Origin of the sequence: Streptomyces sp. NPDC002602 (genome assembly GCF_042889445.1) — a bacterium.
In the GTDB taxonomy this organism is placed as follows: domain Bacteria; phylum Actinomycetota; class Actinomycetes; order Streptomycetales; family Streptomycetaceae; genus Streptomyces.
The window spans coordinates 170956-194509 of sequence record NZ_JBIAQX010000015.1 but is presented as its reverse complement, the minus strand read 5'-3'; the positions used below and the strand labels follow the sequence as shown (position 1 = coordinate 194509).

The 23554-nt window shown below is 71.0% G+C and carries 23 protein-coding genes; 9 read left to right on the top strand and 14 right to left on the bottom strand.

Annotated elements, in window-relative coordinates:
• Window positions 1–43 precede the first annotated feature (43 nt).
• Both ACFYW3_RS30650 and ACFYW3_RS30645 read left to right on the top strand, forming a co-directional pair.
• The gene (locus ACFYW3_RS30650) at window positions 44–1054 is read left to right on the top strand and encodes a bifunctional lytic transglycosylase/C40 family peptidase (protein WP_351753576.1); all 1011 of its coding nucleotides are present in this window, start codon (window positions 44–46) and stop codon (window positions 1052–1054) included.
• Between the two features lie 197 nt (window positions 1055–1251).
• Entirely contained in the window at window positions 1252–1962 is a 711-nt protein-coding gene (locus tag ACFYW3_RS30645) for a phosphatase PAP2 family protein (protein WP_351753433.1), read from the top strand.
• A 147-nt stretch (window positions 1963–2109) separates the two neighbouring features.
• On the opposite strand, the gene ACFYW3_RS30640 is transcribed toward ACFYW3_RS30645, so the two are convergent.
• Complete coding sequence (locus ACFYW3_RS30640) at window positions 2110–2343, bottom strand: hypothetical protein (protein ID WP_351753436.1); 234 nt, start codon at window positions 2341–2343, stop codon at window positions 2110–2112.
• Between the two features lie 119 nt (window positions 2344–2462).
• Window positions 2463–2609, bottom strand: a complete 147-nt coding sequence (locus ACFYW3_RS30635) for a hypothetical protein (RefSeq protein ID WP_267802991.1) — start codon at window positions 2607–2609, stop codon at window positions 2463–2465.
• A gap of 228 nt (window positions 2610–2837) precedes the next feature.
• Here ACFYW3_RS30635 and ACFYW3_RS30630 point away from each other — a divergent pair, with 228 nt between their 5' ends.
• Entirely contained in the window at window positions 2838–3671 is an 834-nt protein-coding gene (locus ACFYW3_RS30630; RefSeq protein WP_389387958.1) for a hypothetical protein, read from the top strand.
• A 146-nt stretch (window positions 3672–3817) separates the two neighbouring features.
• Window positions 3818–3973 carry a hypothetical protein gene (locus ACFYW3_RS30625; protein ID WP_199826421.1) on the top strand — a complete coding sequence of 52 codons (156 nt, stop codon included), beginning with the start codon at window positions 3818–3820 and terminating at the stop codon, window positions 3971–3973.
• Between the two features lie 88 nt (window positions 3974–4061).
• Here the strand turns inward: ACFYW3_RS30625 and ACFYW3_RS30620 are convergent, their stop codons facing one another.
• Window positions 4062–4409: a metal-sensitive transcriptional regulator gene (locus ACFYW3_RS30620; protein ID WP_351386378.1), complete on the bottom strand. Its 348-nt coding sequence runs from the start codon at window positions 4407–4409 to the stop codon at window positions 4062–4064.
• Between the two features lie 195 nt (window positions 4410–4604).
• Here ACFYW3_RS30620 and ACFYW3_RS30615 point away from each other — a divergent pair, with 195 nt between their 5' ends.
• Entirely contained in the window at window positions 4605–5225 is a 621-nt protein-coding gene (locus ACFYW3_RS30615; RefSeq protein WP_053675393.1) for a DUF47 domain-containing protein, read from the top strand.
• A 5-nt stretch (window positions 5226–5230) separates the two neighbouring features.
• The gene (locus ACFYW3_RS30610; RefSeq protein WP_351386381.1) at window positions 5231–6232 is read left to right on the top strand and encodes an inorganic phosphate transporter; all 1002 of its coding nucleotides are present in this window, start codon (window positions 5231–5233) and stop codon (window positions 6230–6232) included.
• Between the two features lie 163 nt (window positions 6233–6395).
• On the opposite strand, the gene pstB is transcribed toward ACFYW3_RS30610, so the two are convergent.
• The 7 genes from pstB to mshD form a co-directional block, all read right to left on the bottom strand.
• The gene (pstB, locus tag ACFYW3_RS30605; RefSeq protein ID WP_266575201.1) at window positions 6396–7172 is read right to left on the bottom strand and encodes a phosphate ABC transporter ATP-binding protein PstB; all 777 of its coding nucleotides are present in this window, start codon (window positions 7170–7172) and stop codon (window positions 6396–6398) included.
• 29 nt (window positions 7173–7201) lie between these two features.
• A complete protein-coding gene (pstA, locus tag ACFYW3_RS30600; RefSeq protein ID WP_351753442.1) occupies window positions 7202–8284 on the bottom strand; it encodes a phosphate ABC transporter permease PstA in 1083 nt (360 codons plus the stop codon).
• Window positions 8284–9273: a phosphate ABC transporter permease subunit PstC gene (gene pstC / locus ACFYW3_RS30595; protein ID WP_351753445.1), complete on the bottom strand. Its 990-nt coding sequence runs from the start codon at window positions 9271–9273 to the stop codon at window positions 8284–8286. The genes pstA and pstC overlap by 1 nt, the downstream gene beginning before the upstream one ends.
• Before the next feature lie 123 nt (window positions 9274–9396).
• Window positions 9397–10536: a phosphate ABC transporter substrate-binding protein PstS gene (gene pstS / locus ACFYW3_RS30590; RefSeq protein ID WP_351753447.1), complete on the bottom strand. Its 1140-nt coding sequence runs from the start codon at window positions 10534–10536 to the stop codon at window positions 9397–9399.
• Between the two features lie 712 nt (window positions 10537–11248).
• Window positions 11249–12193 (bottom strand): CHAD domain-containing protein, encoded by a 945-nt coding sequence (locus tag ACFYW3_RS30585; RefSeq protein WP_351753449.1) that lies wholly within the window; start codon window positions 12191–12193, stop codon window positions 11249–11251.
• The gene (locus ACFYW3_RS30580; RefSeq protein ID WP_053680766.1) at window positions 12174–14423 is read right to left on the bottom strand and encodes an RNA degradosome polyphosphate kinase; all 2250 of its coding nucleotides are present in this window, start codon (window positions 14421–14423) and stop codon (window positions 12174–12176) included. The genes ACFYW3_RS30585 and ACFYW3_RS30580 overlap by 20 nt, the downstream gene beginning before the upstream one ends.
• Before the next feature lie 228 nt (window positions 14424–14651).
• On the bottom strand, window positions 14652–15581 hold the full coding sequence (gene mshD / locus ACFYW3_RS30575) for a mycothiol synthase (RefSeq protein WP_053680768.1): 930 nt from the start codon (window positions 15579–15581) through the stop codon (window positions 14652–14654).
• Window positions 15582–15699: 118 nt separating this feature from the next.
• On the opposite strand from mshD, the gene ACFYW3_RS30570 reads away from it, so the two are divergent.
• Entirely contained in the window at window positions 15700–17517 is a 1818-nt protein-coding gene (locus ACFYW3_RS30570; RefSeq protein ID WP_351753452.1) for a bifunctional metallophosphatase/5'-nucleotidase, read from the top strand.
• 103 nt (window positions 17518–17620) lie between these two features.
• Here ACFYW3_RS30570 and ACFYW3_RS30565 read toward each other — a convergent pair whose 3' ends face one another.
• The gene (locus ACFYW3_RS30565) at window positions 17621–18403 is read right to left on the bottom strand and encodes an alpha/beta hydrolase (RefSeq protein ID WP_351753455.1); all 783 of its coding nucleotides are present in this window, start codon (window positions 18401–18403) and stop codon (window positions 17621–17623) included.
• Window positions 18404–18567: 164 nt separating this feature from the next.
• Here ACFYW3_RS30565 and ACFYW3_RS30560 point away from each other — a divergent pair, with 164 nt between their 5' ends.
• Both ACFYW3_RS30560 and ACFYW3_RS30555 read left to right on the top strand, forming a co-directional pair.
• Entirely contained in the window at window positions 18568–19137 is a 570-nt protein-coding gene (locus tag ACFYW3_RS30560; protein WP_351753457.1) for a helix-turn-helix domain-containing protein, read from the top strand.
• Window positions 19138–19214: 77 nt separating this feature from the next.
• Window positions 19215–20093: a phosphatidylinositol-specific phospholipase C gene (locus ACFYW3_RS30555; RefSeq protein WP_389387957.1), complete on the top strand. Its 879-nt coding sequence runs from the start codon at window positions 19215–19217 to the stop codon at window positions 20091–20093.
• Here ACFYW3_RS30555 and ACFYW3_RS30550 read toward each other — a convergent pair.
• The 3 genes from ACFYW3_RS30550 to ACFYW3_RS30540 are packed head-to-tail and all read right to left on the bottom strand — an operon-like array spanning window position 20073 to window position 23553.
• Window positions 20073–21545, bottom strand: coding sequence for a sensor histidine kinase (locus ACFYW3_RS30550; protein WP_389387956.1), 1473 nt, complete (start codon window positions 21543–21545; stop codon window positions 20073–20075). The genes ACFYW3_RS30555 and ACFYW3_RS30550 overlap by 21 nt on opposite strands.
• A complete protein-coding gene (locus ACFYW3_RS30545; RefSeq protein ID WP_351753465.1) occupies window positions 21542–22288 on the bottom strand; it encodes a response regulator transcription factor in 747 nt (248 codons plus the stop codon). Before ACFYW3_RS30545 ends, ACFYW3_RS30550 begins: the two co-directional genes overlap by 4 nt.
• 50 nt (window positions 22289–22338) lie before the next feature.
• A complete protein-coding gene (locus ACFYW3_RS30540) occupies window positions 22339–23553 on the bottom strand; it encodes a S1C family serine protease (protein WP_389387955.1) in 1215 nt (404 codons plus the stop codon).
• Between the last annotated feature and the right edge of the window lies 1 nt (window position 23554).

Below are 23554 nucleotides of genomic sequence, written 5' to 3'. Positions count from 1 at the left end.
AGTGGTGGCAATGGGGGAGTGTTGACGGGTGCGCAGATTCTGGATGGCAGGCGGGATCGGGATCGGGCTGGCCCTGAGCTTCCTCGTGTTGCTCGTCGTGGGGACGTACTCGGCGGCGGCCGGCCTGGCGGGAGCGGGCGCCGGCGGCCGTGCGCTGGGGCTCGCGAAGGGGGCGGTGCCCGGCAAGTACCAGGCGCTGGTGCAGAAATGGGGCACGCTCTGCCCGGCGATCAGCCCGGCGTTGCTCGCGGCCCAGTTGTACTCGGAGAGCGGCTGGAACCCGAGTGCCGTCAGTCCGGCGGACGCGCGGGGGATCGCGCAGTTCATCCCGGGCACCTGGGCGGGCCACGGGGTCGACGGCGACGGTGACGGGGACCGGGACATCTGGGATCCCAACGACGCCATTCCGTCGGCCGCTTCGTACGACTGCGAGTTGGCCAAGGACGTGGTGCGGGTGCCCGGTGACGCGACGGGCAACATGCTCGCCGCCTACAACGCGGGGGCGTACGCGGTCATCAAGTACCAGGGGGTGCCTCCGTACAAGGAGACCCAGGGGTACGTAAAGACGATTACCACCCTGGCGAAGAGCTTCGAGCGTCCCGTCGGGAGGGTGGCTCCGTCCCAGCAGGCCGCGGGGGCCATCTACTTCGCGCAGAAGCAACTGGGCACCCCCTACTTGTGGGGCGGCAACGGGACGCCCGACCAGAACGGGCGGTTCGACTGCTCGGGGTTGACGAAGGCGGCGTACGAGACGGTGGGCATCGAGCTCCCGCGCGTCGCCAACGACCAGTACAACGCCGGTCCCCATCCTTCGCGCGATGAACTCCTCCCCGGTGACCTGGTCTTCTTCTCCGATGACCTGACGAACTCCCGGGACATTCGACATGTCGGGCTGTACGTCGGCGGCGGCTACATGATCAACGCTCCGTTCACCGGCGCGGTGATCCGCTTCGACAAGATCGACACCCCGGACTACTTCGGTGCGACGCGGGTGACCAAGGACGGTGCGGAGGCTCTTCCAGAGCGTGCCGCGGCTGCCGGGACGGCCTCGTGACGCTCTGTTAAGTCAAGGCCCTGAGCTGCGACGATGAGTCACTCTTGGGTAACGTTGGAGTGATCATTCGGTGGAGAGTGGAACGGCCCGGCCAGAACGGGCGTTCCATGGGCACGAGGGCTGATCGACCGGGGGTTGAAGGGGCGCGCATCGCGCGCGCCCGCAGAGGACCTAGGCAAGCAAGGGGCCGCATCGCCATGGCTGGACTCGCGACCGGTGGGCCGAATGTGGACGTCAGCCTGCTGTACGAGATCAACGGCCTGGCCCGGCACGCGCCGGACGGCATCGACCGGGCGGTGGGCCTCGTCGGCGAGTACGGACTTCCGCTCGCGATGGTGCTGCTGGTCCTGTGGTGTTGGCGCGGCGCGCGCAGACAGGACGAGGCGGCGGCCGTCGACTCCTTCGTCGCGTTGGTGTGGGCGCCGTTGGCGGCCGGCATCGCGCTGCTGCTGAACGTGCCGCTGCGGGAGTTCGTCGGGCGGCCGAGGCCGTTCCTCCAGCACGAGGGGCTGGAGGTGTTGGGCTCCGGTTCGGGACCGGCCGCGCGGCTCGGGGGCGCGGAGTTCTCGTTCGTGAGCGACCACGCCACCCTGGCGATGGCGATGGCGGTGGGGCTCTTCATCGCCCACCGCAGGATCGGCTACGTCGGGATCGGGGTGGCGCTCCTCGAAGGCCTCTGCCGGGTGTACACCGGCGTCCACTACCCGACCGACGTCATCGGGGGGTTCGCGCTCGGCACCGCGGTCGTACTGCTGCTCGCGCCGGCCGCGGCGGCGCTGCTGACGCCGGTGGTGCGAGCCGTGGTCCGTTGGCCGCGGGCGCGATGGCTGGTCCGGGCCGGGGAAGGGGTCGTGGCCCGGCCCGTGGAACTGGCGCCGAGGACGCACGAGAGCGACCTCGCGGCGTAACGCGTCCAGCTCGGGAGCCCGTACGGGTTCCGCCGACCGCCCACCCTCAGACGTGGCCGTCCCACAGGGCGAGGAGCACGGCCGCCAGCAGACAGAGCACGGACGCGCCGAAGCAGAGCCGGACCGCCTTCGGGCGGGGGCGCGGGCTCACGGATCGCCGCTCTCGGCGCCCCGGTCCTCCTCCGCCTCGTCCCTGCGGTAGCGCGAGCGCAGCCACAGGCCCGTGGCCACGGCCGCCGCCGTGGTGACCCCGACGGCCAACGCCACGTCGGCCGGCCCGTCCGCCGACCCCACCGGCCGGGCCCAGGCCGCGGCCGGGGAGAGGGTGCTGAGCAGCAGGGCCCAGAGGAGGGCCGCGAGGCGGGGTGCGGGTCCTGGCATGAGTCCAGGGCATCCGGTCGCGGACCGCTCGGCCAGCCGGGCCGTCCGAACGGGCGACACGCCCGGTCGCAGGGTGCGCGTGTCGGCTCGCCCGTCGGGTGGCGGGTGCCGGTGTCGGTCTACCCCGCCGTGTGGCGGGTGGCGTCCTTGCGGGCCAGGTCCCGGGAGCGGCGGGCCGGTCCGGTCCAGCCGCAGGTGCAGACGGCCAGGCAGAACGAGCCGCGTTCGGTCGTGTCGGTGGTGTGGCCGGTCGGGGGCTGTCGCACGGGCTCCTCGGGGTGACGAGGCTGCGGCACTGCGGCGAGCGGGGTGATCGGAGTCGCTTGGGTGTGCGGGTCCACTCCTCCACGGTACCGGGCGCGGTCGACCCGCGGCACCGGGCCGGCGTCCCCGCGGCACCGGGCCGGCCCGTGACGGGAAACCCCGGACCTCGTTAAGCGGAGCGGGTGGGGGCCTCGGGCAAACAGCTGTCACGCGTTGGGGGTTGGCAGGCGATGGTGGTGCACCAACACATGCGCAGACGAGGACGTGCCGGTGAGGCGGCGCTCGCCGTCGCGGTGGCCGTGACCGTGGCCGCGACGAGCGGATGCGGAACCTCCGCCGGCGGTGACGACCGGCCCCCCGAGGACCCGGCCGCGGCGGTGCGCGGCGCCGCCGATGTGCTGGACGCGACCGGCAGCGCGCGGGCCCGTACGGCGATGGAGATGGCCACCGGCGGGACCAGGGTCACGATCCGGGGCGAGGGCGGTGTCGACTTCAAGAGCCGGATGGGCCAGCTCCTGGTGATGCTCCCGGCCGACGCGGCGGGCAAGGCCGAACACCGGCCCATCACCGAACTCCTCGTCCCGGGCGCCCTCTACATGAAGAACCGGGGCGCGGGTGTCCCCGACGACAAGTGGGTCCGCGTCGACACGACGACCCTCGCCGACGGGAACCTCGTCACGGGCGGGGCCACCGACCCGCTCGCCGCGGTCGAGCTGCTGCGGGGCGCGCGGGACGTGACGTACGTGGGGAAGACCGAGGTGGCGGGGGCCAAGGTGCGGCACTACCGGGGGACCACGGACATCGGGCGGGCCGCGCGGAGCGCCTCGCCGGGGGTCAGGGGGGCGCTGGAAGCGGCGGCGAAGGGGTTCGGCACGGACACCGTGCCGTTCGACGCCTACCTGGACGAGGAAGGCCGGCTGCGGAAGGTCCGGCACCGTTTCAGCTACGTCAACAATGGCGTGATCGATGTCTCCTCGACGACGCTGCTCTACGGGTTCGGTACTCCGGTGACCGTCGTACTGCCCGCAAGCCGGGACATTTTCGCCGGGAAGATCGCCGGATAGTCGGATCTCGTGGTCCAGACCACGCGAGCGGGCCATGGCCCGGTATCCGGAAATGGTCCATCCGTGTCATGCGCGCGGCGGCGTGCGCTCCCTACGCTGGTAAGCCGAGCGCCGACGGGCGATGGCGGCAGAGAGAGGTGGCGCGCGTGACTCCCGCAGGCGGTACGACGGTGCAGGACCACGTGGCGCTCGCCGAGATCGAACTGTGCGGCGAGCTGATCATCGCGGCCTCGGCGGCGGCCGAGGAGCGGCTGAGCCAGGATCGGATCGACGAGGTTCTGCTGGGCATCGGATACCCGTGACGAACCGGCCCGCAAACCCGCGGCGGTCACCGATCGTCGGGGGTGGACGGCGCGGGGGCCGGGTCGCCGCGGCCCCCGGGGTCCGGGATCAGGTGCGCAGCAGGCGGGCGATGGCCTTCGTGGCTTCCTCGACCTTGGCGTCGATCTCCGCGCCGCCCTTGACGGCGGCGTCCGCGACGCAGTGCCGCAGGTGCTCCTCCAGCAGTTGGAGCGCGAAGGACTGGAGGGCCTTCGTGCTCGCCGAGACCTGCGTGAGTATGTCGATGCAGTAGACGTCCTCGTCGACGAGGCGCTGTAGACCGCGGATCTGGCCCTCGATCCGGCGCAGTCGCTTGAGGTGCTCGTCCTTCTGGTGGTGATAGCCGTGCACCGCCGCGACCGGGACCGCGTCGGCGCCGGCTTCCGGTCCGGAGCCCTCCGCCTCGATGGTCGTCATGCGTCCTCCCGTGGTCCGGAACGAGGGATGTATACCCCTCATGGGTATAGGATACCGGGCCCCGACCGTACGGGCGGGGGCCCGTGGTGGCCCACTCTGCCTGATGGAGCACACTGGGGAACGGCCGGTTAGCCGTGGCCGGGGGATGCGCCTAGCATCAGCCTGACCGAACCCAATGCACCCCGAGGACCTCACGTGCGATTTCGTCTGACCCCCAGGGAGACGAGCTTCTACGACATGTTCGCCGCATCCGCGGACAACATCGTCACGGGCTCGAAGCTCCTGATGGAACTGCTCGGAGCGGACTCCTCCGCCCGAGCCGAGATCGCGGAGCGGATGCGGGCAGCGGAGCACGCGGGGGATGACGCCACCCACGCGATCTTCCACCAGCTGAACTCCTCCTTCATCACGCCGTTCGACCGCGAGGACATCTACAACCTGGCCTCCTGCCTCGACGACATCATGGACTTCATGGAGGAGGCGGTCGACCTGGTGGTCCTCTACAACGTGGAGGAACTCCCCAAGGGCGTCGAACAGCAGATCGAGGTACTGGCCAGGGCGGCCGAACTGACCGCCGAGGCCATGCCGCACCTGCGCACCATGGACAACCTGACCGAGTACTGGATCGAGGTCAACCGCCTGGAGAACCAGGCCGACCAGATCCACCGCAAGCTGCTCGCGCAACTCTTCAACGGCAAGTACGACGCCATGGAGGTGCTGAAGCTCAAGCAGATCGTCGACGTCCTCGAAGAGGCCGCCGACGCGTTCGAGCACGTCGCGAACACGGTGGAGACCATCGCGGTCAAGGAGTCCTGAACCTCGTGGACACCTTTGCTCTGATCGTGACCATCGGTGTCGCGCTCGGCTTCACCTATACCAACGGTTTCCACGACTCGGCGAACGCCATCGCGACCTCGGTCTCGACGCGCGCGCTGACGCCGCGTGCCGCGCTCGCGATGGCCGCGGTGATGAACCTCGCCGGTGCCTTCCTGGGCAGCGGCGTGGCCAAGACGGTCAGCGAGGGGCTGATCGAGACGCCCCACGGCACCCGGGGGATGTGGATCCTCTTCTCGGCGCTGGTCGGCGCGATCGTCTGGAACCTGATCACCTGGTACTTCGGACTGCCCTCGTCGTCCTCGCACGCGCTGTTCGGCGGCATGGTCGGCGCGGCGCTGGCCGGTGGCACGGAGGTCATCTGGACCGGCGTGGTCGACAAGGTCGTCATCCCGATGTTCGTCTCGCCGGTGGTGGGTCTGGTCATCGGTTACCTGGTGATGGTCGCCATCCTGTGGATGTTCCGCCGCGCCAACCCGCACAAGGCCAAGCGCGGTTTCCGCATAGCCCAGACCGTCTCCGCGGCGGGCATGGCCCTCGGCCACGGTCTTCAGGACGCCCAGAAGACCATGGGCATCGTGATGATGGCCCTGGTCATCGCCGATGTGCAGGGAGCGGGCGACGCCATCCCGGTCTGGGTCAAGCTCGTGTGTGCCGTGATGCTGTCGCTCGGTACGTACGCGGGTGGCTGGCGCATCATGCGCACCCTCGGCCGCAAGATCATCGAGCTGGACCCGCCGCAGGGCTTCGCGGCCGAGACCACCGGCGCCTCGATCATGTTCGGCTCGGCGTACCTCTTCCACGCGCCGATCTCCACCACCCACGTGATCACCTCGGCGATCATGGGCGTGGGCGCCACGAAGCGGGTGAACGCGGTCCGCTGGGGCGTCGCCAAGAACATCATCCTCGGCTGGTTCATCACCATGCCGGCGGCCGCGCTCGTCGCCGCGGTGAGCTTCTGGATCGTGAACCTGGCCTTCGTGAACTAGCCGTCGGAAAGCGTGGTGGTCGTCACGACGACCGCGCACCGGGCACGACACGAAAGCGGGCCGGCTCCCCCCACCCAGGGGGAGCCGGCCCTTTTCCTTTCGCCTCACGGTGGCACCGCCATGCAGCACCGCGGGACGTTTCGGTACATCCGGGGGTCGGGGCTCAGCCGAAGCGACCCGAGATGTAGTCCTCGGTCGCCTGGACGGACGGGTTGGAGAAGATCCGGTCCGTGTCGTCGATCTCGACGAGCTTGCCGGGCTGGCCGACGGCGGCGAGGTTGAAGAACGCGGTGCGGTCCGAGACGCGGGCCGCCTGCTGCATGTTGTGCGTCACGATGACGATCGTGAAGCGCTCCTTGAGCTCCCCGATCAGGTCCTCGATCGCGAGGGTGGAGATCGGGTCGAGCGCGGAGCAGGGCTCGTCCATCAGCAGGACCTGGGGCTCGACCGCGATGGCGCGGGCGATGCACAGGCGCTGCTGCTGGCCGCCGGAGAGACCGGAGCCGGGCTTGTTCAGGCGGTCCTTGACCTCGTTCCAGAGGTTGGCGCCCTGGAGGGACTTCTCGACTATGTCCGTCAGCTCGGACTTCTTGAACGAGCCGTTCAGGCGCAGGCCCGCCGCCACGTTGTCGAAGATCGACATGGTGGGGAAGGGGTTCGGGCGCTGGAAGACCATGCCGACCGTGCGGCGGACCGCGACCGGGTCCACGCCGGCGCCGTACAGGTTCTCGTCGTCCAGGAGGACCTTGCCCTCGACGCGGCCGCCGGGGGTGACCTCGTGCATGCGGTTGAGGGTGCGCAGGAAGGTGGACTTGCCGCAGCCGGAGGGGCCGATGAAGGCCGTCACGGAGCGGGGTTCCACGGTCATCGAGATGTCGTCGATGGCCTTGTGGGTGCCGTAGAAGGCGGAGAGGCCGCTGACGTCGATTCGCTTGGCCATGAGGGGTCACATCGCTTTCATGAGTCGCGTCAGCGACCGGTCTTCGGGGCCTTCCAGCGGGCGATGCCGCGGGCCACCAGATTGAGGATCATGACGAAGGCGATCAGGACGAGCGCCGCCGCCCATGCCCGGTCGTAGGAGGCTTCACTGCCGACCTTGTACTGCTCCCAGATGTAGAGGGGGAGCGAGGACTGGGCGCCTTCGAAGGGGTTGCCGTTGATGAGCTGCGAGCCGAAGACCAGCAGCATGATCGGCGCGGTCTCGCCGGCGATGCGGGCGACGGCCAGCATCACACCGGTGGAGATGCCGCCGATCGCGGTGGGGAGCACGACCTTGAGGATCATGCGCCACTTCGGCACGCCGAGGGCCAGGGCGGCCTCGCGCAGCTCGTTCGGTACGAGCTTGAGCATCTCCTCGGTGGAGCGGACCACCACGGGCATCATCAGGATCGACAGGGCCATCGCGCCGGCGAAGCCGGAGGGACCGAAGCCCAGCATCAGGTTCCAGGTCGTCAGGATGAACAGGCCCGCGACGATGGAGGGGATGCCGGTCATCACGTCGACGAAGAAGGTGACCGACCGGGCGAGCGGGCCCCGGCCGTACTCGACGAGGTAGACGGCGGTCAGCAGGCCGATGGGCGCGGCGATCGCGGTGGCCAGGGCGACCTGTTCGATGGTGCCGAGCAGGGCGTGGTAGACGCCGCCGCCGGGCTCGAAGCTGGTCACGCCGTTCATGGAGTGGCCGAGGAAGTCCCCGCTGAGGACCTTCATGCCGCGGCTGATCGTGGTCCACAGCAGCGAGAGCAGCGGGATGACCGCGAGGACGAAGCAGACCCAGACGACGGAGGTCGCGACCCGGTCCTTGGCCTGGCGGCGGTTCTCGATCACCGAGCTGGCGACGTACGTGACGGTGACGAAGAGCAGCGCGGCGAGCAGACCCCACTGGATCTTGCTGTCGAGGCCGAAGGCGAGGCCGATGCCGCTGCCGAGGAGGATCGAGAGGACGGCGATGCCGGCCGGTGCCCAGCGGGGCAGGCCACCGCGGGTCAGGGTGGCGGGGGCGACGGACTTGCGGGCCCGGGTGGGCCGCTGGTCCTGGAGGGTGTGGCTCATCAGGCGTTCGCCCCCGAGAAGTCCTTGCGGCGGGCGATGATCAGCCGGGCCGCGCCGTTGACCAGCAGGGTCAGGAGGAAGAGGACCAGGCCGGAGGCGATCAGCGCGTCGCGGCCGAACTCGTTGGCCTCGTCGAACTTCGCGGCGATGTTCTGCGCGAAGGTGCCGCCACCCGGGTCGAGGATGTGGCCGGAGATCAGGAAGCTCGGGGAGAGGACGGTCGCGACGGCCATGGTCTCGCCGAGGGCGCGGCCGAGGCCGAGCATCGAGGCGGAGATGACACCGGAGCGGCCGAAGGGCAGCACCGACATGCGGATGACCTCCCAGCGGGTCGCGCCGAGGGCCAGGGCGGCCTCCTCGTTCATGCGCGGGACCTGGAGGAAGACCTCGCGGCTGACGCTGGTCACGATCGGCAGGATCATGATCGCGAGCAGGATGCCGACGGTGAACAGCGAGCGGGCGACGCCGGGCTGGCTCTTGTCGAAGATGTACGTCCAGCCCAGGTACTCGTCGAGCCAGAGGTTCAGTCCGCCGAGCTGCGGGACGAGGAAGAGGGCGCCCCAGATGCCGTAGATGATCGACGGTACGGCGGCCAGCAGGTCGACCACGTACGCGAGGGGCGTGGCCAGCTTGCGCGGCGCGTAGTGCGAGATGAAGAGGGCGATGCCGACGGCGATCGGAACCGCGATGACCATCGCGATGATCGAGCTGACGACGGTGCCGAAGAGCAGGACGGCTATGCCGAAGACGGGGGGCGTGGCCGACGCGTTCCAGTCGAAGGTGGTGAAGAAGTTTCCTTCGTTCTTCGACAGGGCGATGGTCGCGCGGTAGGTGAGGAAGGCGGCGATCGACGCCATGATCACCAGGAGGGCGATGCCGGAGCCCTTGGAGAGCCCGGCGAAGATCTTGTCACCGGCGCGGCCGGTGGACCTCTCGCTCCTGGAGACAGGCGGAGCCGTGTCTGTCTGGGTGGGTGTGGTGGAAGCCATGGTCTTTCCGGTCTGTGTGGGGGGCATGCCCCCTGGCGGCGGTGCACCGGATTCCCCCGGGTGGAGGGGGAGGGTTCTCGGTGGCCGGATCGGACGGGACCCGGCCACCGAGAGGGTCTGGAATCAGCCGAGCTTGCCGATGGTCTCGCGGACCTTGGCGTTGATCTCGGCGGGGATCGGGGCGTAGCCGTTCTCGCCGAGGACCTTCTGGCCCGCGTCCGAGGCGGTGTAGTTCAGGAAGGACTTCACGGTCGGGAGCGTCTCGGCCTTGTTGCCCTTGTCGCAGACGACCTCGTAGGTCACCAGGACGATCGGGTACGCGCCCTCGGCCTTGGTGGTGTAGTCGAGCTTCAGCGCCAGGTCGGAACCGGTGCCGGCGATCTTGGCGGCGGCGATGGCCTTGGAGGCGTTCTCGCCGGTGGCCTTGACCGGGGTGCCGGCGCCCGTGTTCAGGTCGACGGTCTTGATGTTCTGCGACGCGGCGTAGGAGAGCTCGAAGTAACCGATCGAGCCGTCGACGGCCTTGACCTGCGAGGCGACACCGGAGGAACCGGAGGCGCCGAGGCCGCCGGGGGCCGGCCACTTCTTCGCGGGGTCGTGCGGCCAGGCGTCACCGGCGGTGGCCTTGAGGTACTTGCCCAGGTTCTCGGTGGTGCCCGAGTCCTCGGAGCGGTGGAAGTGCTGGATCGCGGTGCCGGGAAGCGTGACGCCGGGGTTCAGCTTCTTGATCGCCTCGTCGTCCCACTTCTTGATCTTGTCGTTGAAGATGTTGGCGATCGTGGCGGCGTCCAGGTTCAGCTTGTCCACGCCCGCGACGTTGAAGCCGATCGCGATCGGGCCGCCGACCATGGGCAGGTTGATGCCCTGGCCGCCGGTGCAGATCTTCTTCGACTCCTCGACCTGCTCGGGCTTCAGCGCGGAGTCCGAGCCGGCGAAGCCGACGGTGCCCTGGTTGAAGGCCACGATGCCCTCACCGGAGGAGGAGGACTTGTAGTTGACCTCGACGCCGGAGCAGGCGGCCATGTAGTTCTTCACCCACACGTCCACGGCGTTCTTCTGCGCGGACGAGCCGGAGGCGAGCAGCTTGCCCTTGGCGCCCTCGCACTTGACGTCGCCGGGCGCGGGGGCCGAGGCCTTGCTGCTCGCCGAGGAGTCGTTCTTGGTGTTGTCGTCCGAGCCGCACGCCGTGAGGACCAGGGCGCCGGACACGACAAGCGCCCCGAGGGCGGAGGCACGAAGCATGCTCTTGCGCTGAAGCTTCACTTTCGGGTGTTCCTTCCAGAAGCCGCCGGCCGCTTTCTGTATCGGGGCGGCGTGCGAAGAGGACTACGGGTTGGCGGGGTGTGGGCAGTGGGCTTTTCGGCCCGGCTCGCACCTTGCGGTACTGAAATTAGGCAGAACAGGTGAAGCGGTCGACGGCCCTCGGTGAACGGACGGTGAACCGTGGCGGGCGGGCCGGTGCGGATGGGGGGGTTTGTACCTGGGCGTAACGGGGCGTTATCCGCACGTTATGCCGCCGTGACCTTTGCCTGGCCGGCGGGGGTGGGGTGGGGAGGGGGCGTGTCTGAAAATCGGCGGTGCCGGGCCTTCGCCGGGGGCCTGCCGGGGGCCTGCCCGGGGGGTTCGTGCGCAAACCCGCGGGGGCGGGGTGGGGGGTGCGGGTGCGGGTGCGGTGCGCCGTGCGCCGTGCGGGGTGCGTGGTGGGTGGTGCTGGTGCGTGGGTCGGTGCGGCGCCGTTGCGGGGGCGCTGCCCCCGGGCCCCCGCGCCTCAAACGCCGGCGGGGCTGGATTGGGCGGGGTGGGGCTGGATGGGGTCGGGGTGGGCCCGGCCCCGCGCCTCAAACGCCGGCGAGGCTGGAATGGGCGGGGGTGGGCCCGGCCCCGCGCCTCAAACGCCGGCGGGGCTGGATTGGGTGCGCGCCTCAAGCGCCGGCGAGGCTGGAATGGGCGAGGCTGGAACGCCTCCGGGGCTTGGTCAGGGGAGGGCCGGGGTGGGGTGCCAGAGGGTGTGGAAGGTGTGGCGGGCCGCCTCGACCGCGTGGCGTTGGTCGGCGTGCAGGACGCCGAGGGCGTACGCGGTGGCCGGGGCGATGCGGGGGGTGCGGGCGGCGGTCGCGGAGGCGGCGGCGGCTTCGGAGGCGTCGCGGTGGTGGTCCAGGGCCTCGCCGGCGGCGGCGAGCCGGGTCACGTCGTCGCCGAGGGTTTCCCGGGCGTACCGGTGGACCCGCAGGAGGCGGCGTACCTCGTGCCAGGCACCGTCCTCGTGCGCGGAGTACGGGGTGCCGCCCTCGGGGGCGGGGAGCGCGTCCACGGCGCAGACCAGTCGGGTTTCGGCCACCTCGGCCAGCGGGACCAGGACGTCGTCGACCCGGCCGCGGGCCGCGACGGGGTCCAGCGGGACCTCGGAGGCGAGGACGGCCACCGCGTCGGCCACCGCGTGGAACCGGGACGAGCCGAGGGCGGACAGGGTCGCCGAGTGGGCGCGGGTCCGGGCCAGGGTGAGCTGCCGTTCCAGCAGCGCGCCCGCCCGGGCGGAGCCCACGGTGAGCGCGCCGGCGGTGCCCCGGGGCGCGGGCACCTCGGGGGTTCCGGAGAGCCGGTGCAGGGCGTCCATGAGCCGCGACAGGCGGACGGCGTACGCGTGCTCGTCGGCGAGGGTGGAGGACAGCCAGACGAGTTCCGTGCGCAGCGAGTCGGCCCAGGCCGACTCGGTCACCACCCGGAAGGTGCCCAGGGAGCCGGCGATCCGGCGCGCGGCCCCCCGCAGGCCGCGCGCCGCGGCGGTTCCCTCGGCGGTGTCGGCCGCCCCTGCCGCGCTGTCGCCGTGCAGGCGCAGCGCGCGCAGGAACGCGGTGGCCTGGGACCGCAGGTACGTGCCGAGCACGTCGCCTGCCAGGGGGTCATGGTTTGGCTGAGCCACGCCGGCGCCTCCGGGCGTCTATGAGCATCTCCTGTACGTGCCGCAGCGGCTGGCCCTCGGAGTCGGTGGCGTGCCGGGTCCACTCGCCGTCCGGCCCCAGGTGCCAGGAGGCGGTGTCGTCGGACATGCCGATTTCGAGGAGTCGGTCCAGTGACGTGCGGTGGGCCGGGTCGGCGACCCTGACCAGTGCCTCGATGCGACGGTCGAGGTTGCGGTGCATCATGTCGGCGCTGCCGATCCACACCTCGGGTTCGCCGCCGTTGCCGAAGGCGAAGACCCGGGAGTGTTCGAGGAAGCGGCCGAGGATCGAGCGGACGCGGATGTTCTCCGACAGCCCGGGGACGCCGGGGCGCACGGCGCAGATGCCGCGGACCCAGATGTCGACCGGGACGCCCGCGCGGGCGGCCCGGTAGAGGGAGTCGATGAGGGCCTCGTCGACGATCGAGTTCATCTTCAGTCGGACGTACGCGGGCCGGCCGGCCCGGTGGTGGTCGGCTTCCTTGTCGATGCGGGAGACGAGGCCGTCGCGCAGCGACTTGGGGGCGGTCAGCAGTCGGCGGTAGGTCTCGCGGCGCGAGTAGCCGGACAGCCGGTTGAACAGGTCGGAGAGGTCGGCGCCGACCTGCGGGTCGGTGGTGAGCAGGCCGAGGTCCTCGTAGAGGCGGGCCGTCTTGGGGTGGTAGTTGCCGGTTCCGACGTGGGAGTAGCGGCGCAGTTGGTCGCCTTCCTGGCGGACGACGAGCGACAGCTTGCAGTGGGTCTTGAGGCCGACGAGGCCGTAGACGACGTGGCAGCCGGACTCCTCCAGCTTGCGCGCCCACTTGATGTTGGCCTGTTCGTCGAAGCGGGCCTTGATCTCGACGAGTACGAGGACCTGCTTGCCGGATTCGGCGGCGTCGATCAGGGCGTCGACGATGGGGGAGTCGCCGGAGGTCCGGTACAGGGTCTGCTTGATCGCGAGGACGTCCGGGTCGGCGGCGGCCTGCTCCAGGAAGGCCTGCACGGAGGTGGAGAAGGAGTCGTACGGGTGGTGCAGCAGCACGTCCCGTTCGCGGAGCGCGGCGAAGATGTCGGGCGCGGACGCGGACTCCACCTCGGCGAGGTCGCGGTGGGTGCCGGCGATGAACTTGGGGTACTTCAGCTCGGGCCGGTCCAGGGAGGAGATCCCGAAGAGGGCGGTCAGGTCGAGGGGGCCCGGCAGCGGGTAGACCTCGGCGGCGCTGACCTTGAGTTCCTGTACGAGGAGGTCGAGGACGCCGGGGTCGATGGACTCCTCGACCTCCAGGCGGACGGGCGGGCCGAAGCGGCGCCGCATGAGTTCCTTCTCCAGGGCCTGGAGGAGGTTCTCCGCGTCGTCCTCCTCGACTTCGAGGTCCTCGTTGCGGGTGACGCGGAACATGTGGTGCGCGAGCACCTCCATGCCGGGGAAGAGCTCCTCCAGGTGCGCGGCGATGACGTCCTCCAGCGGGACGTAGCGCTGGGGGGAGGCCTCCAGGAAGCGGGAGAGCAGCGGCGGGACCTTGACCCGGGCGAAGTGGCGGTGGCCGCTGACCGGGTTGCGCACGACGACGGCCAGGTTCAGGGACAGGCCGGAGATGTACGGGAAGGGGTGTGCGGGGTCCACGGCCAGTGGGGTGAGCACGGGGAAGATCTGGTTGCGGAACAGGGTGAAGAGGCGCGCCTGCTCCTTCTCGGTGAGGTCGGGCCACCGGATGAGGTGGATGCCCTCCTCGGCGAGCTGCGGGGCGATGTCCTGCTGGTAGCAGGCGGCGTGCCGGGCCATGAGCTCGCGCGAGCGGGTCCAGATCAGGTCCAGTACCTCGCGGGGCTGGAGGCCGGAGGCGGAGCGGGTGGCGACGCCGGTCGCGATGCGGCGCTTGAGGCCGGCGACGCGGACCATGAAGAACTCGTCGAGGTTGCTCGCGAAGATCGCCAGGAAGTTGGCGCGCTCCAGCAGCGGGGTGGCGGGGTCCTCCGCGAGTTCCAGCACCCGTTCGTTGAAGGCGAGCCAGCTGCGTTCGCGGTCGAGGAACCGCCCGGGGGGCAGCTCGCCGCCCTCCTTGTCGTCGTAGGTGTCCGGATCGGCGTCGAGGTCCGGATCGAGATCGACGTGGCCGACGTTCGGGCGGTGCGCGGCTATGGAACCGAGCTGCGACTTCGCCGTGGCGGGCGTGTGAGACGGGTGCTGGGCGGGGACCTCGGTGGGGCCGACGCTGGGCTTGTGGCTCATGACTCCATTCTTCCGCGCACGCGGCAGGACAGGCGCGTCGGAAGTGTCGGCCGTCAGGCGGAGTCGGGGCTGCATGGTCGGATGCTGGCAAGCGCTTCTTAATGCCCGGTTAATGGCGAATGGCTTCCAGGGTCCGCCTGGCGCACGGGAGGACGCCGGGGTGACGGATTGCTCCGTTCGGGCTCCCGCGCGGCGCGGGGGCCCGAACGGACCCGTCGGGCCGGCGCCTCAGCTTTCGGTGCGGTACATCAGGTCCACCTCGTGGGTGGTGAAGCCGAGGCCCTCGTACACGGCGAGGGCGGCCGGGTTGTCGGCGTCCACGTAGAGCATCGCGGTGGGCAGGCCGGCCGCCGCGAGGTGGCGCAGGCCGATCGCGGTGAGGGCCTTGCCGAGGCCGCCGCCCTGCGCGCCGGGGCGGACGCCGACGACGTAGACCTCGCCGAGCCGCTCCTCGGCGTGGATCTTCGTCCAGTGGAAGCCGATCAGTTCGCCGTCGCGCTCCGCGAGGAAGAAGCCCTTGGCGTCGAACCACGGCTGCGCGATCCGGTCGGCCAGGTCCCGTTCGGTGAGGGAGCCCTGCTCGGGGTGGTGGGCGAAGGCGGCCGCGTTCGCCGCGATCCAGGCCGCGTCGTCGGCGCCGGGGACGAAGGTGCGTACGGTGACCCCGGCCGGCAGGGCGGGTTCGGGCAGCGGCGGTGCCTCCGGGCCGAGCGGGCGGCGCAGCTGGCGCAGTTCGCGGAACAGGGTCAGGCCGAGGACCTGCGCGAGGTGGCGGGCGGCGGACTTGCCGCCGTGGGCCCAGACGCGGATGCGCTTGCCCGAGGCGGCGAGCAGGGCGGTGCCGAGGGCCCGGCCGTGGCCGCGGCCGCGCAGGGAGGGGTGGACGACGAGTTCCGCGGCGGGGGCCTCCACCGGGTCGGTGTCCTCCAGTTGCCCGTACGCGGTGAGGCGTCCGTCGGCGGTGAGCAGGAAGTGCCGGATGCCCTCGCGGGGTCCGCCGCGGAGCTGGATGCGGCCCTGTTCGGACACGGCGGTGGTGCCGTCGGTGCGGGCGGCGTCCGTGATCAGGGTCAGTACGGCGTCGGCCTGTTCCTCCGTCAGCTCGTCGAGGGTCTCAATCTGCCGTCCCGGCTCCAGGGCCGCTGCTGCGTCAGTCATGACCCCACCGTACGACCGCAACCAGCCCGTAACCCATTAGACCCTGTCGTGCTACGCGCGTTGACAATAGGCTGCGGCGGACCTCCCAAGTTGTCTCGCTGTCCGCAAAGGGGACTAAATGTCAGCGAAACCACAACGGCACCGCCGAGCCCGCCGGTTGACCCTCGCCGCTCTCGCCGCCACGGCCGGCGCCGGAGCGATGGTCGCCGCCGCCCTTCCGGCCGGAGCCGCGAGTGGTGGCGGTGCGGCCAAGAGCCGGACCGTCGACGTTCAGATGCTTTCGTTCAATGACTTCCACGGCACGCTGGAGCCCCCGCAGGGTTCCTCCGGCACCGTGACCGAACGCCAGGCGGACGGCACCACCAAGGCCATACCCGCGGGCGGCGTCGAGTACCTGGCGACGAGCCTGCGCGAAGCCCGCAAGGGCCACGAGTACTCCGTCACCGCCGCGGCCGGTGACATGATCGGCGGCAGCCCGATGCTGTCGGGGCTCTTCCACGACGAGCCGACCATCGAGGCGATGAACAAGCTCGGCCTCAACGTGTCCAGCGTCGGCAACCACGAGTTCGACGAGGGCAAGACCGAGCTGCGCCGCATGGCGTACGGCGGTTGCCACCCGACCGAGGGCTGTTTCGAGTACGGCAAGACGTTCACCGGAGCGGAGTTCCAGTACCTCGCCGCGAACGTGACGGACGTGAAGACCAAGCGTCCGTTGATGTCGCCCACCTTCGTCTGGAAGAAGGGGGACGTGAAGATCGGTTTCATCGGCGTCACCCTGGAGGGCACTCCGGACGTCGTCACCGCCGAGGGCGTCAAGGGCCTCAAGTTCGGTGACGAGGTCGAGACGATCAACAAGTACGCCGCGGAGCTGAACAAGCAGGGCGTGAAGTCGATCGTCGCGCTCATCCACGAGGGCGGTCTGCCCGCCAACGGCGCGTACAACTACGACTGCGACACCCCCGGCGCGGGCGCCGGCATCTCGGGCGCGATCGTGGACATCGCCAAGAACGTCGACCCCAAGGTCGACGCGCTGGTGACGGGCCACACGCACCAGGCGTACGCGTGCAACATCCCCGACCCGGCGGGCAACCCGCGCACGGTCACCTCGGCCGCCTCCATCGGCCGGCTGTTCACGGACACCACCCTGACGTACGACCGGCAGACCAAGGACATCGTCCGTACGCCGGTCACCTCGCCCAAGCCGGTCAACAAGGTCGTGGGCCGCGAGCAGCCCAAGGCCGCGGACATGAGCGACCTGATCCGGCGCTGGAACGCGCTGGCGGCCCCGATCGCGAACCGCCCCCAGGGCTTCATCTCGGCGGACATCCCGGGCCGCGGCTCGGAGGCGTACGAGAAGCCGCTCGGCGACCTGATCGCCGACGCGCAGTTGGAGGCCCTGGCCCCGGCCGACAAGGGTGGTGCGCAGTTGGCCATCATGAACCCGGGCGGCATCCGTTCGGACCTCGCCTTCAAGGCCTCCGGGGCCGAGGGCGACGGTGTGGTGACGTACGGCGAGTCCTTCACGGTCCAGCCGTTCACCAACATGATGAACATCGTGGACCTGACCGGCGCGCAACTGATCACCGCGCTCCAGCAGCAGGTCAGCGGTACGGTCAACGGCCCGAACCCGAAGATCCTCCAGGTCTCGAAGGGCTTCACGTACACCCTGGACCTGACGAAGGCGGGCGCGGACCGCATCGTCGTGGACTCGGTGAAGCTGAACGGCGCGGCCATCGACCCCGCCAAGACCTACCGGGTCGCGATGAACGAGTTCCTCGCGGGCGGCGGTGACGGTTTCACCGTCCTGAAGGAGCACAAGAACAAGCTGGTGGGCGCGTCCGACCTGGACTGCTTCAACGCCTACCTGACGAACAACTCCTCGCAGGAGTCCCCGATCGCCCCGCCGGCGGCGAACCGGATCACGATCGTCAAGTAACACCGGGCGACACTCGCGCACAGCGCGCCCGAAGGGGCGACGGGCCCGGCGGCCCGTCGCCCCTTCGGCGTTCCCGGCGGTCCCCGGCGCCGCCGGGAAGGGTTCAGAGCCGGTCGAGGAACGCCCCGACGGCCTCGTGGAAGCCCCGCGGGTCGGTGAACGGCACGAAGTGGTCCCCGTCGAGCGGGGCGTACGAGGTTCCCGGCCGTCGGGTGACCATCGCGTCGGCCGTGTCCTGCGGAAGCGACTGGCTGTGGACGCCGTGGACCAGCAGCGCCGGGCAGTTGCTCCCGAGCCAGGCGTCCCAGTGGTCGCCGCGGCACGCCTCGGCGGAGTCGAGCATGTCCTGCGGGTGGAACGGCAGCCGCAGGCCTCCGTCGGGGAGCGGCCTCAGCGCCTGCTCGACGAAGGGGGAGCCCGCGGGCCCGGCCGCGGCGAGGAGTTCCTCGCGGGTGGCGGCGGTGTAGCGCATGTCCCGCAGGAAGCCGAAGAGGGCTCCGGCCGTGTCGGGGTGGATCTCCACGGTGGCGTCCACGTTGACGAGGGCCGCGACCCGGGCGGGGTGGGCGGCGGCCAGGTGGTAGGCGTTGAACCCGCCGAGGGAGTAGCCGAGGACGACGACGGGGACGTCGAGGCCGAGGTGGTCGAGGAGGGCCACGGCGTCGGCGATGTAGCCCTCGCGCCGGTAGTCGGGCGCACGGTCGGAGTCGCCGTGGCCGCGCTGGTCGGGGGCGATCACCCGCCAGGCGTCCCCGAGGGCCTCGGCGAGACCGGCGAAGGCGAGGCCCTCGGACATGCCGCCGTGGAGGGCGAGCAGCGGGCGGCCCGGGCCGCCGAAGTCCAGGTAGGACAGGGTGCGGTCGTCGATCTTCAGCTCGTGGCGCATGGCGTGGCTCTCCCCGGGTGTGATGGGTCGGCTCGATCGAGGGGTCGGCTCGATCGGTGTTCCGGTTCAAGGCTGCCAGTGGTTGGGCAAGTGCGCAATACGTTCGTCTAGTGCATGTGCCTGAGGCGAGCGCCCAAGAACCGGCGCGCGGATACGATCCCCGCATGGGAAATCGCGAGGACCTGTTGGCCGGAGCGCGCCGCTGCCTGGAGGAGAAGGGCTATCTGCGCACGACCGTGCGCGACATCGCCTCGGCGTCGAAGGTGAGCATGGCCGCGATCGGCTACCACTTCGGGTCGCGCGAGGCGCTCCTGAACCGCGCGCTGTTCGACGCCATGGACGAGTGGGCCGCGGCGGCCGGCCGGCTCGCCGGCGAGGGGGACACCGCCGAGGAGCGGTACGCCGACACCTGGGACCGCAAGATCCGGGACTTCGGCGACATGCGCTGGCTGTGGATCGCCAACGTCGAGGCCTTCGTCCACGCACAGTCCTCGCCCGAGGTCCTCGCGATCCTCGCCGAGGGCCAACGCCGCTCCCGGCGCATGGTCGCCGCCCAACTCCGCGGGGTCCCCGAGGAGGAGGTCGCCGAAGCGGACGTACGGGCCCTCGGGTCGGTGCACATCGCGCTGCTCAGCGGCGTGATGGTGCAGTGCCTGACCGACCCGGAGGCGGCCCCGGACGGCCACGAACTCGCCCAAGGTCTGCGCGCCATGGCGGAGTTGCTCGAAAGGTGACCGCTACCGATGGGTAGCAATGCCCGGTCCCGCATGCCATGATCCCGTCCCACCACAGGGTCGGCGAAGGGGCGGGCATGGGAAGCGGAATGGACCGGCGGAGGTTCCTGATCGGGGCGATGGCGGCGGGAGCCGCCCTCGGGACGGGCGCGGCGGGCCAGGCCTCGGCGGCCACGCTCGGCACACAGGACTGGATGGCCGGCCTCGCCGACTCCACCCCCCTCCAGCGCATGACCATCCCCGGCACCCACGACTCCGGCGCCCGCAAGGGCGGCCTCTACGTCGCCTGTCAGAACACCTCGATCGCGCAGCAACTCGACGCGGGCATCCGCTTCCTCGACGTCCGATGTCGGGTCACGGGCGGCTCCTTCGCCATCCACCACGCGGCGTTCTTCCAGGACCTGATGTTCGGGGACGTCCTCGTCGACTGTTGGAACTTCCTCGCCGCGCACCCCTCCGAGACCGTGCTGATGCGCGTCAAGCAGGAGTACTCCGAGGACAGCGACGCCACCTTCCGCGCCGTCTTCGACGACTACCTCGACAACCGGGGCTGGCGCCCGCTCTTCCGGATCGCCGACACCCTGCCCTCGTCCCTGGGACAGGCCCGCGGCAAGGTGGTGCTGCTCGCCGACAACGGTGGACTGTCCGGCCTGCGCTACGGCGACGGGAACGTCTTCGACATCCAGGACGACTACAACACCGAGCCCTTCGCCAAGCGGGGCCGGATCGAGAATCACTTCCGCAAGGCCGTGCAGCAGCCCGGGAAGCTGTTCGTGAACTACGCCAGCACCGCCGCCTACATGCCGCCCCGCTGGAACTCCGACCGGCTCAACCCGCAGGTCCACGGCTTCGTGGACGGCGGGGAGATGGCCGGCCGGACCGGGCTCGGCATCGTCCCCATGGACTTCCCCAACACCCGCTCCGGACTCGTCACCTCACTGATCCGGCACAACTGACCCGCCGCCCGCCGGCGGTGACGCCGGCGGGCCCGCGGCCGGCGGCGGGGTCGGCGCACCCGGGATGCGGAGCACCGCCTCCGTGCCCGGGCCGCCGTCCCGGGCCGCCCGCAGCTCGGCGCTGCCGCCCGCGCGGTTCACCGTACGGGCCACGATCGACAGGCCCAGCCCGCTGCCGGGCAGGGCGCGGGCCGACGGGGAACGCCAGAACCGCTCGAAGACGTGCGGCAGGTCCTGGTCCGGGATGCCCGGCCCGTGGTCCCGTACGGTCAGCTCCCCGGCGCGCAGCGCCACCTCGACCCGCCCGCCGGGCGGGCTGAACTTCACCGCGTTGTCCAGGACGTTGACCACCGCACGCTCCAGCGCCGCCGCCTCGCCCCGTACGTACCAGGGCTCCAGCGACGAGCCGAACGTCAGCTCCGGACCGCGCAGCCGGGCCCGCGACAGCGCCGCCCCCGCGATCTCGTGCAGGGCCACCACCCCGAGCGGGCCCGGGGAGGCCGCGTCCGGGCGGGACAGCTCCTGGAGGTCCCCGATCAGCGACGCCAACTCCGTCATCTGCGCCTTCACCGACGCCAGCAGCTCCCGGCGGTCCTCCGGCGGAATCGCCCGCCCGGTCTCCTCGCTGCGCGCCAGCAACTCGATGTTCGTCCGCAGCGAGGTCAGCGGGGTGCGCAGCTCGTGACCGGCGTCCGCGATCAGTTGGGCCTGCCGGTCCCGGGAGGAGGCCAGCGCGGCGGTCATCGAGTTGAAGGACCGCGACAGCCGGGCGATCTCGTCCTCGCCCTCGTCGGGGATCCGCACCGTGAGGTCCTCGGTACGGGCGATGTGCTCGACGGCGCCGGTGAGTTCGTCGACCGGCCGCAGACCCGTACGGGCCACCCACAGGCCGGCCGCGCCCGCGCCCACGACACCGATGCCGGACACCAGGAGCAGCACCCAGGCCAACGTGGAGAGCGGCGTGTCCATGTCCGCGAGCGGCTTGGCCACCGAGATCGCGGCGTCCTGCGTACCGGCCCTGGAGGTCAGCTCCACGAACTGCGTGTAGACGCGCACCGGGGTGCCGTCCGTGGTCACACCGTCGTACAGGACCGTGTCGCGCAGCCTCTTGGCGACCTGGAGGTCGTAGTCGCTGACCGGGAGGGTGTTCTTGCCGTCCACCAGGCAGCGGCCGCCGGACGGCAGCACGATCTGCACCTGCGCACTCAGGTTGTTCACGAAGGGGCCGGGCAGCGCCCGCTCCTGGCAGCCGAGCGCGTTCAGGGTCTGGCTCGCCTGGGCGCGGGCGTTGGTGGAGCGCAGCGAACTGTTCAGCTGGTCGTCCAACTGCGTGCGGACCATGAACCAGCTGACGCAGGCCACCGCCGCGACGGCGACCGCCACCGCCACGGCGACCAGCAGTGCGAGCCGCGACCGCAGCGGCAGCGCCCGGAATCTGGCGACCGGGTTCACTCGGGCCCTCCGTGGTCCCCGGCACCGGCGGCGCGCAGCACGTAGCCCACGCCGCGCACGGTGTGGACCAGGCGCGGCTCCCCGCCGGCCTCGGTCTTGCGGCGCAGGTACATCACGTACACGTCCAGGGAGTTGGAGCTGGGCTCGAAGTCGAAGCCCCAGACGGTCTTCAGGATCTGCTCGCGGGTCAGCACCTGACGGGGGTGGGCCAGGAACATCTCCAGCAGCGTGAACTCGGTGCGGGTCAGCTCCACCTGCCGCCCGGCCCGGGTGACCTCGCGGGTCGCGAGGTCCATCCGCAGGTCGCCGAAGGTCAGCGCGTCCTCGGGCTCCGGCCCGTCGGCCGCGGGCGCCGCGTACGAGCTGCGTCGCAGCAGCGCCCGGACCCGCGCGAACAGCTCGTCCAGCTCGAACGGCTTCACCAGGTAGTCGTCGGCGCCCGCGTCGAGGCCGGTGACGCGGTCGCCGACGGTGTCGCGGGCGGTCAGCATCAGGATCGGGGTGGTGCTGCCGGAGGCGCGCAGCCGCCGGGCCGCGGTCAAGCCGTCCATCCGGGGCATCTGGATGTCCAGCACGATCAGGTCGGGGGCGTACGAGGCCGCCTGGTCGAGGGCGTCCAGGCCGTCGACCGCGGTCCGCGCGCCGTATCCCTCGAAGGCGAGGGAGCGGCGCAGGGCCTCGCGGACGGCCGGCTCGTCGTCGACGACGAGGATGCGCTGCTGGTCGCCTTCGGCGGCGTTCATGTGGTTCCCCCGGGGGTGGTGGTCGGTCCTACCAGGCTCGCACGGGCCGCCTAGAAGGAGGTCCCGAAGCCGTTGGCGGCGCCGCCCGAGTCGCTGCCGCCGGAGTCGGCGCCGTCGTTGCCGGCGCTGCCGCTGCCGCCGCCGCGCAGGGAGTCGAGGTCGGCCTTGATGGTGTTGACCGGGATGGCGAAGCCGAGGCCGACGCTGCCGGCGCTGCTGCTGTCACTGGAGGGGGAGTAGATCGCGGAGGGCATTCCGACGATCTCGCCGTTCATGTTGACGAGGGCGCCGCCGGAGTTGCCGGGGTTGAGCGAGGCGTCCGTCTGGATGGCCTTGTAGGAGGTGGTGTTCTGGCCGGTGTTCCCGTTGAACTGCTGTCCCTCGTACGAGAACGGCCATCCGCCGCCCTGCCGGCCCTGCGGGGCCTGCTGCTCGGACTTGGGCACGTTCACGTCGCGGTTCAGGGCGGAGACGATGCCGCTGGTGACGGTTCCGGTCAGCCGGTCCGGGGAGCCGATGGCCACGACCTCGTCGCCCACCTTGAGCCCGTCGGAGTTGCCGAGCTTGGCCGCCTTGAGGCCACTGGCGCCCTGGAGCTTGATCAGGGCGAGGTCCTTGTCCGGGTCGGTGCCGACGGTCTTGGCGGTGTACTTCTTGCCGTCGCTCATCGTCACCTGGATCGCGGAAGCCCCCTCGACCACGTGGTTGTTGGTGACGATCTCCCCGTCGGCGGTCAGGACGATGCCGGAGCCGGTGCCCTGGCCGGACGAGGTGCGGGTGTCGATGCGCACGACGGACGGGCTGACCTGCTCGGCCACGCCGGAGACGGTGCCGTTGCTGGACCGGGAGACGTTGGTGCCGTTGATGCCGGAGCCTCCGGTGGTCTGCCCGCCGAGGTACTGCTGCACCGCCGCGGCGGTGCCACCGCCCACGACGGCGGCGGCCAGCGCGACGGCGGCGAGCAGGGCCACGGGCCGCTTGGCGCGGGCCGGCCCGGCGTGGGCCGGCCCCTCCGGGGCGGGCGCGGGGTGGTCCCAGGCGCCTGCGGCGGGCACCGTCTCGCCCTGGATGACGGGCGGCCGGTGCGCCTCGTGCCAACCGGGCGCCGGCGCGGCGGGCGGGTACGGGGGCGGTGGCGGGTAGGCGCCCGCCGCGGCCTCCTGGGCGAGCCGGTCACGTCCGCGCTGCCAGTCCTCGCCGAACGGCTCGGGCTGGGGGCGGTTCTCCTGGGGGTACTCGCCTTCGCGGCGGAAGCTCTCGGTCATG

Coding starts and splice junctions, on each gene's coding strand:
- ACFYW3_RS30650 (WP_351753576.1), top strand. CDS start 44: ATGGCAGGCGGGATCGGGATCGGGCTGGCCCTGAGCTTCCTCGTGTTG.
- ACFYW3_RS30545 (WP_351753465.1), bottom strand. CDS start 22,288: ATGAACGCCGCCGAAGGCGACCAGCAGCGCATCCTCGTCGTCGACGAC.
- pstB (WP_266575201.1), bottom strand. CDS start 7,172: ATGGCCAAGCGAATCGACGTCAGCGGCCTCTCCGCCTTCTACGGCACC.
- ACFYW3_RS30640 (WP_351753436.1), bottom strand. CDS start 2,343: ATGCCAGGACCCGCACCCCGCCTCGCGGCCCTCCTCTGGGCCCTGCTG.
- pstA (WP_351753442.1), bottom strand. CDS start 8,284: ATGAGCCACACCCTCCAGGACCAGCGGCCCACCCGGGCCCGCAAGTCC.
- ACFYW3_RS30620 (WP_351386378.1), bottom strand. CDS start 4,409: ATGACGACCATCGAGGCGGAGGGCTCCGGACCGGAAGCCGGCGCCGAC.
- ACFYW3_RS30645 (WP_351753433.1), top strand. CDS start 1,252: ATGGCTGGACTCGCGACCGGTGGGCCGAATGTGGACGTCAGCCTGCTG.
- mshD (WP_053680768.1), bottom strand. CDS start 15,581: ATGACTGACGCAGCAGCGGCCCTGGAGCCGGGACGGCAGATTGAGACC.
- ACFYW3_RS30565 (WP_351753455.1), bottom strand. CDS start 18,403: ATGCGCCACGAGCTGAAGATCGACGACCGCACCCTGTCCTACCTGGAC.
- ACFYW3_RS30630 (WP_389387958.1), top strand. CDS start 2,838: ATGGTGGTGCACCAACACATGCGCAGACGAGGACGTGCCGGTGAGGCG.
- ACFYW3_RS30570 (WP_351753452.1), top strand. CDS start 15,700: ATGTCAGCGAAACCACAACGGCACCGCCGAGCCCGCCGGTTGACCCTC.
- ACFYW3_RS30555 (WP_389387957.1), top strand. CDS start 19,215: ATGGGAAGCGGAATGGACCGGCGGAGGTTCCTGATCGGGGCGATGGCG.
- ACFYW3_RS30560 (WP_351753457.1), top strand. CDS start 18,568: ATGGGAAATCGCGAGGACCTGTTGGCCGGAGCGCGCCGCTGCCTGGAG.
- ACFYW3_RS30580 (WP_053680766.1), bottom strand. CDS start 14,423: ATGAGCCACAAGCCCAGCGTCGGCCCCACCGAGGTCCCCGCCCAGCAC.
- pstC (WP_351753445.1), bottom strand. CDS start 9,273: ATGGCTTCCACCACACCCACCCAGACAGACACGGCTCCGCCTGTCTCC.
- ACFYW3_RS30540 (WP_389387955.1), bottom strand. CDS start 23,553: ATGACCGAGAGCTTCCGCCGCGAAGGCGAGTACCCCCAGGAGAACCGC.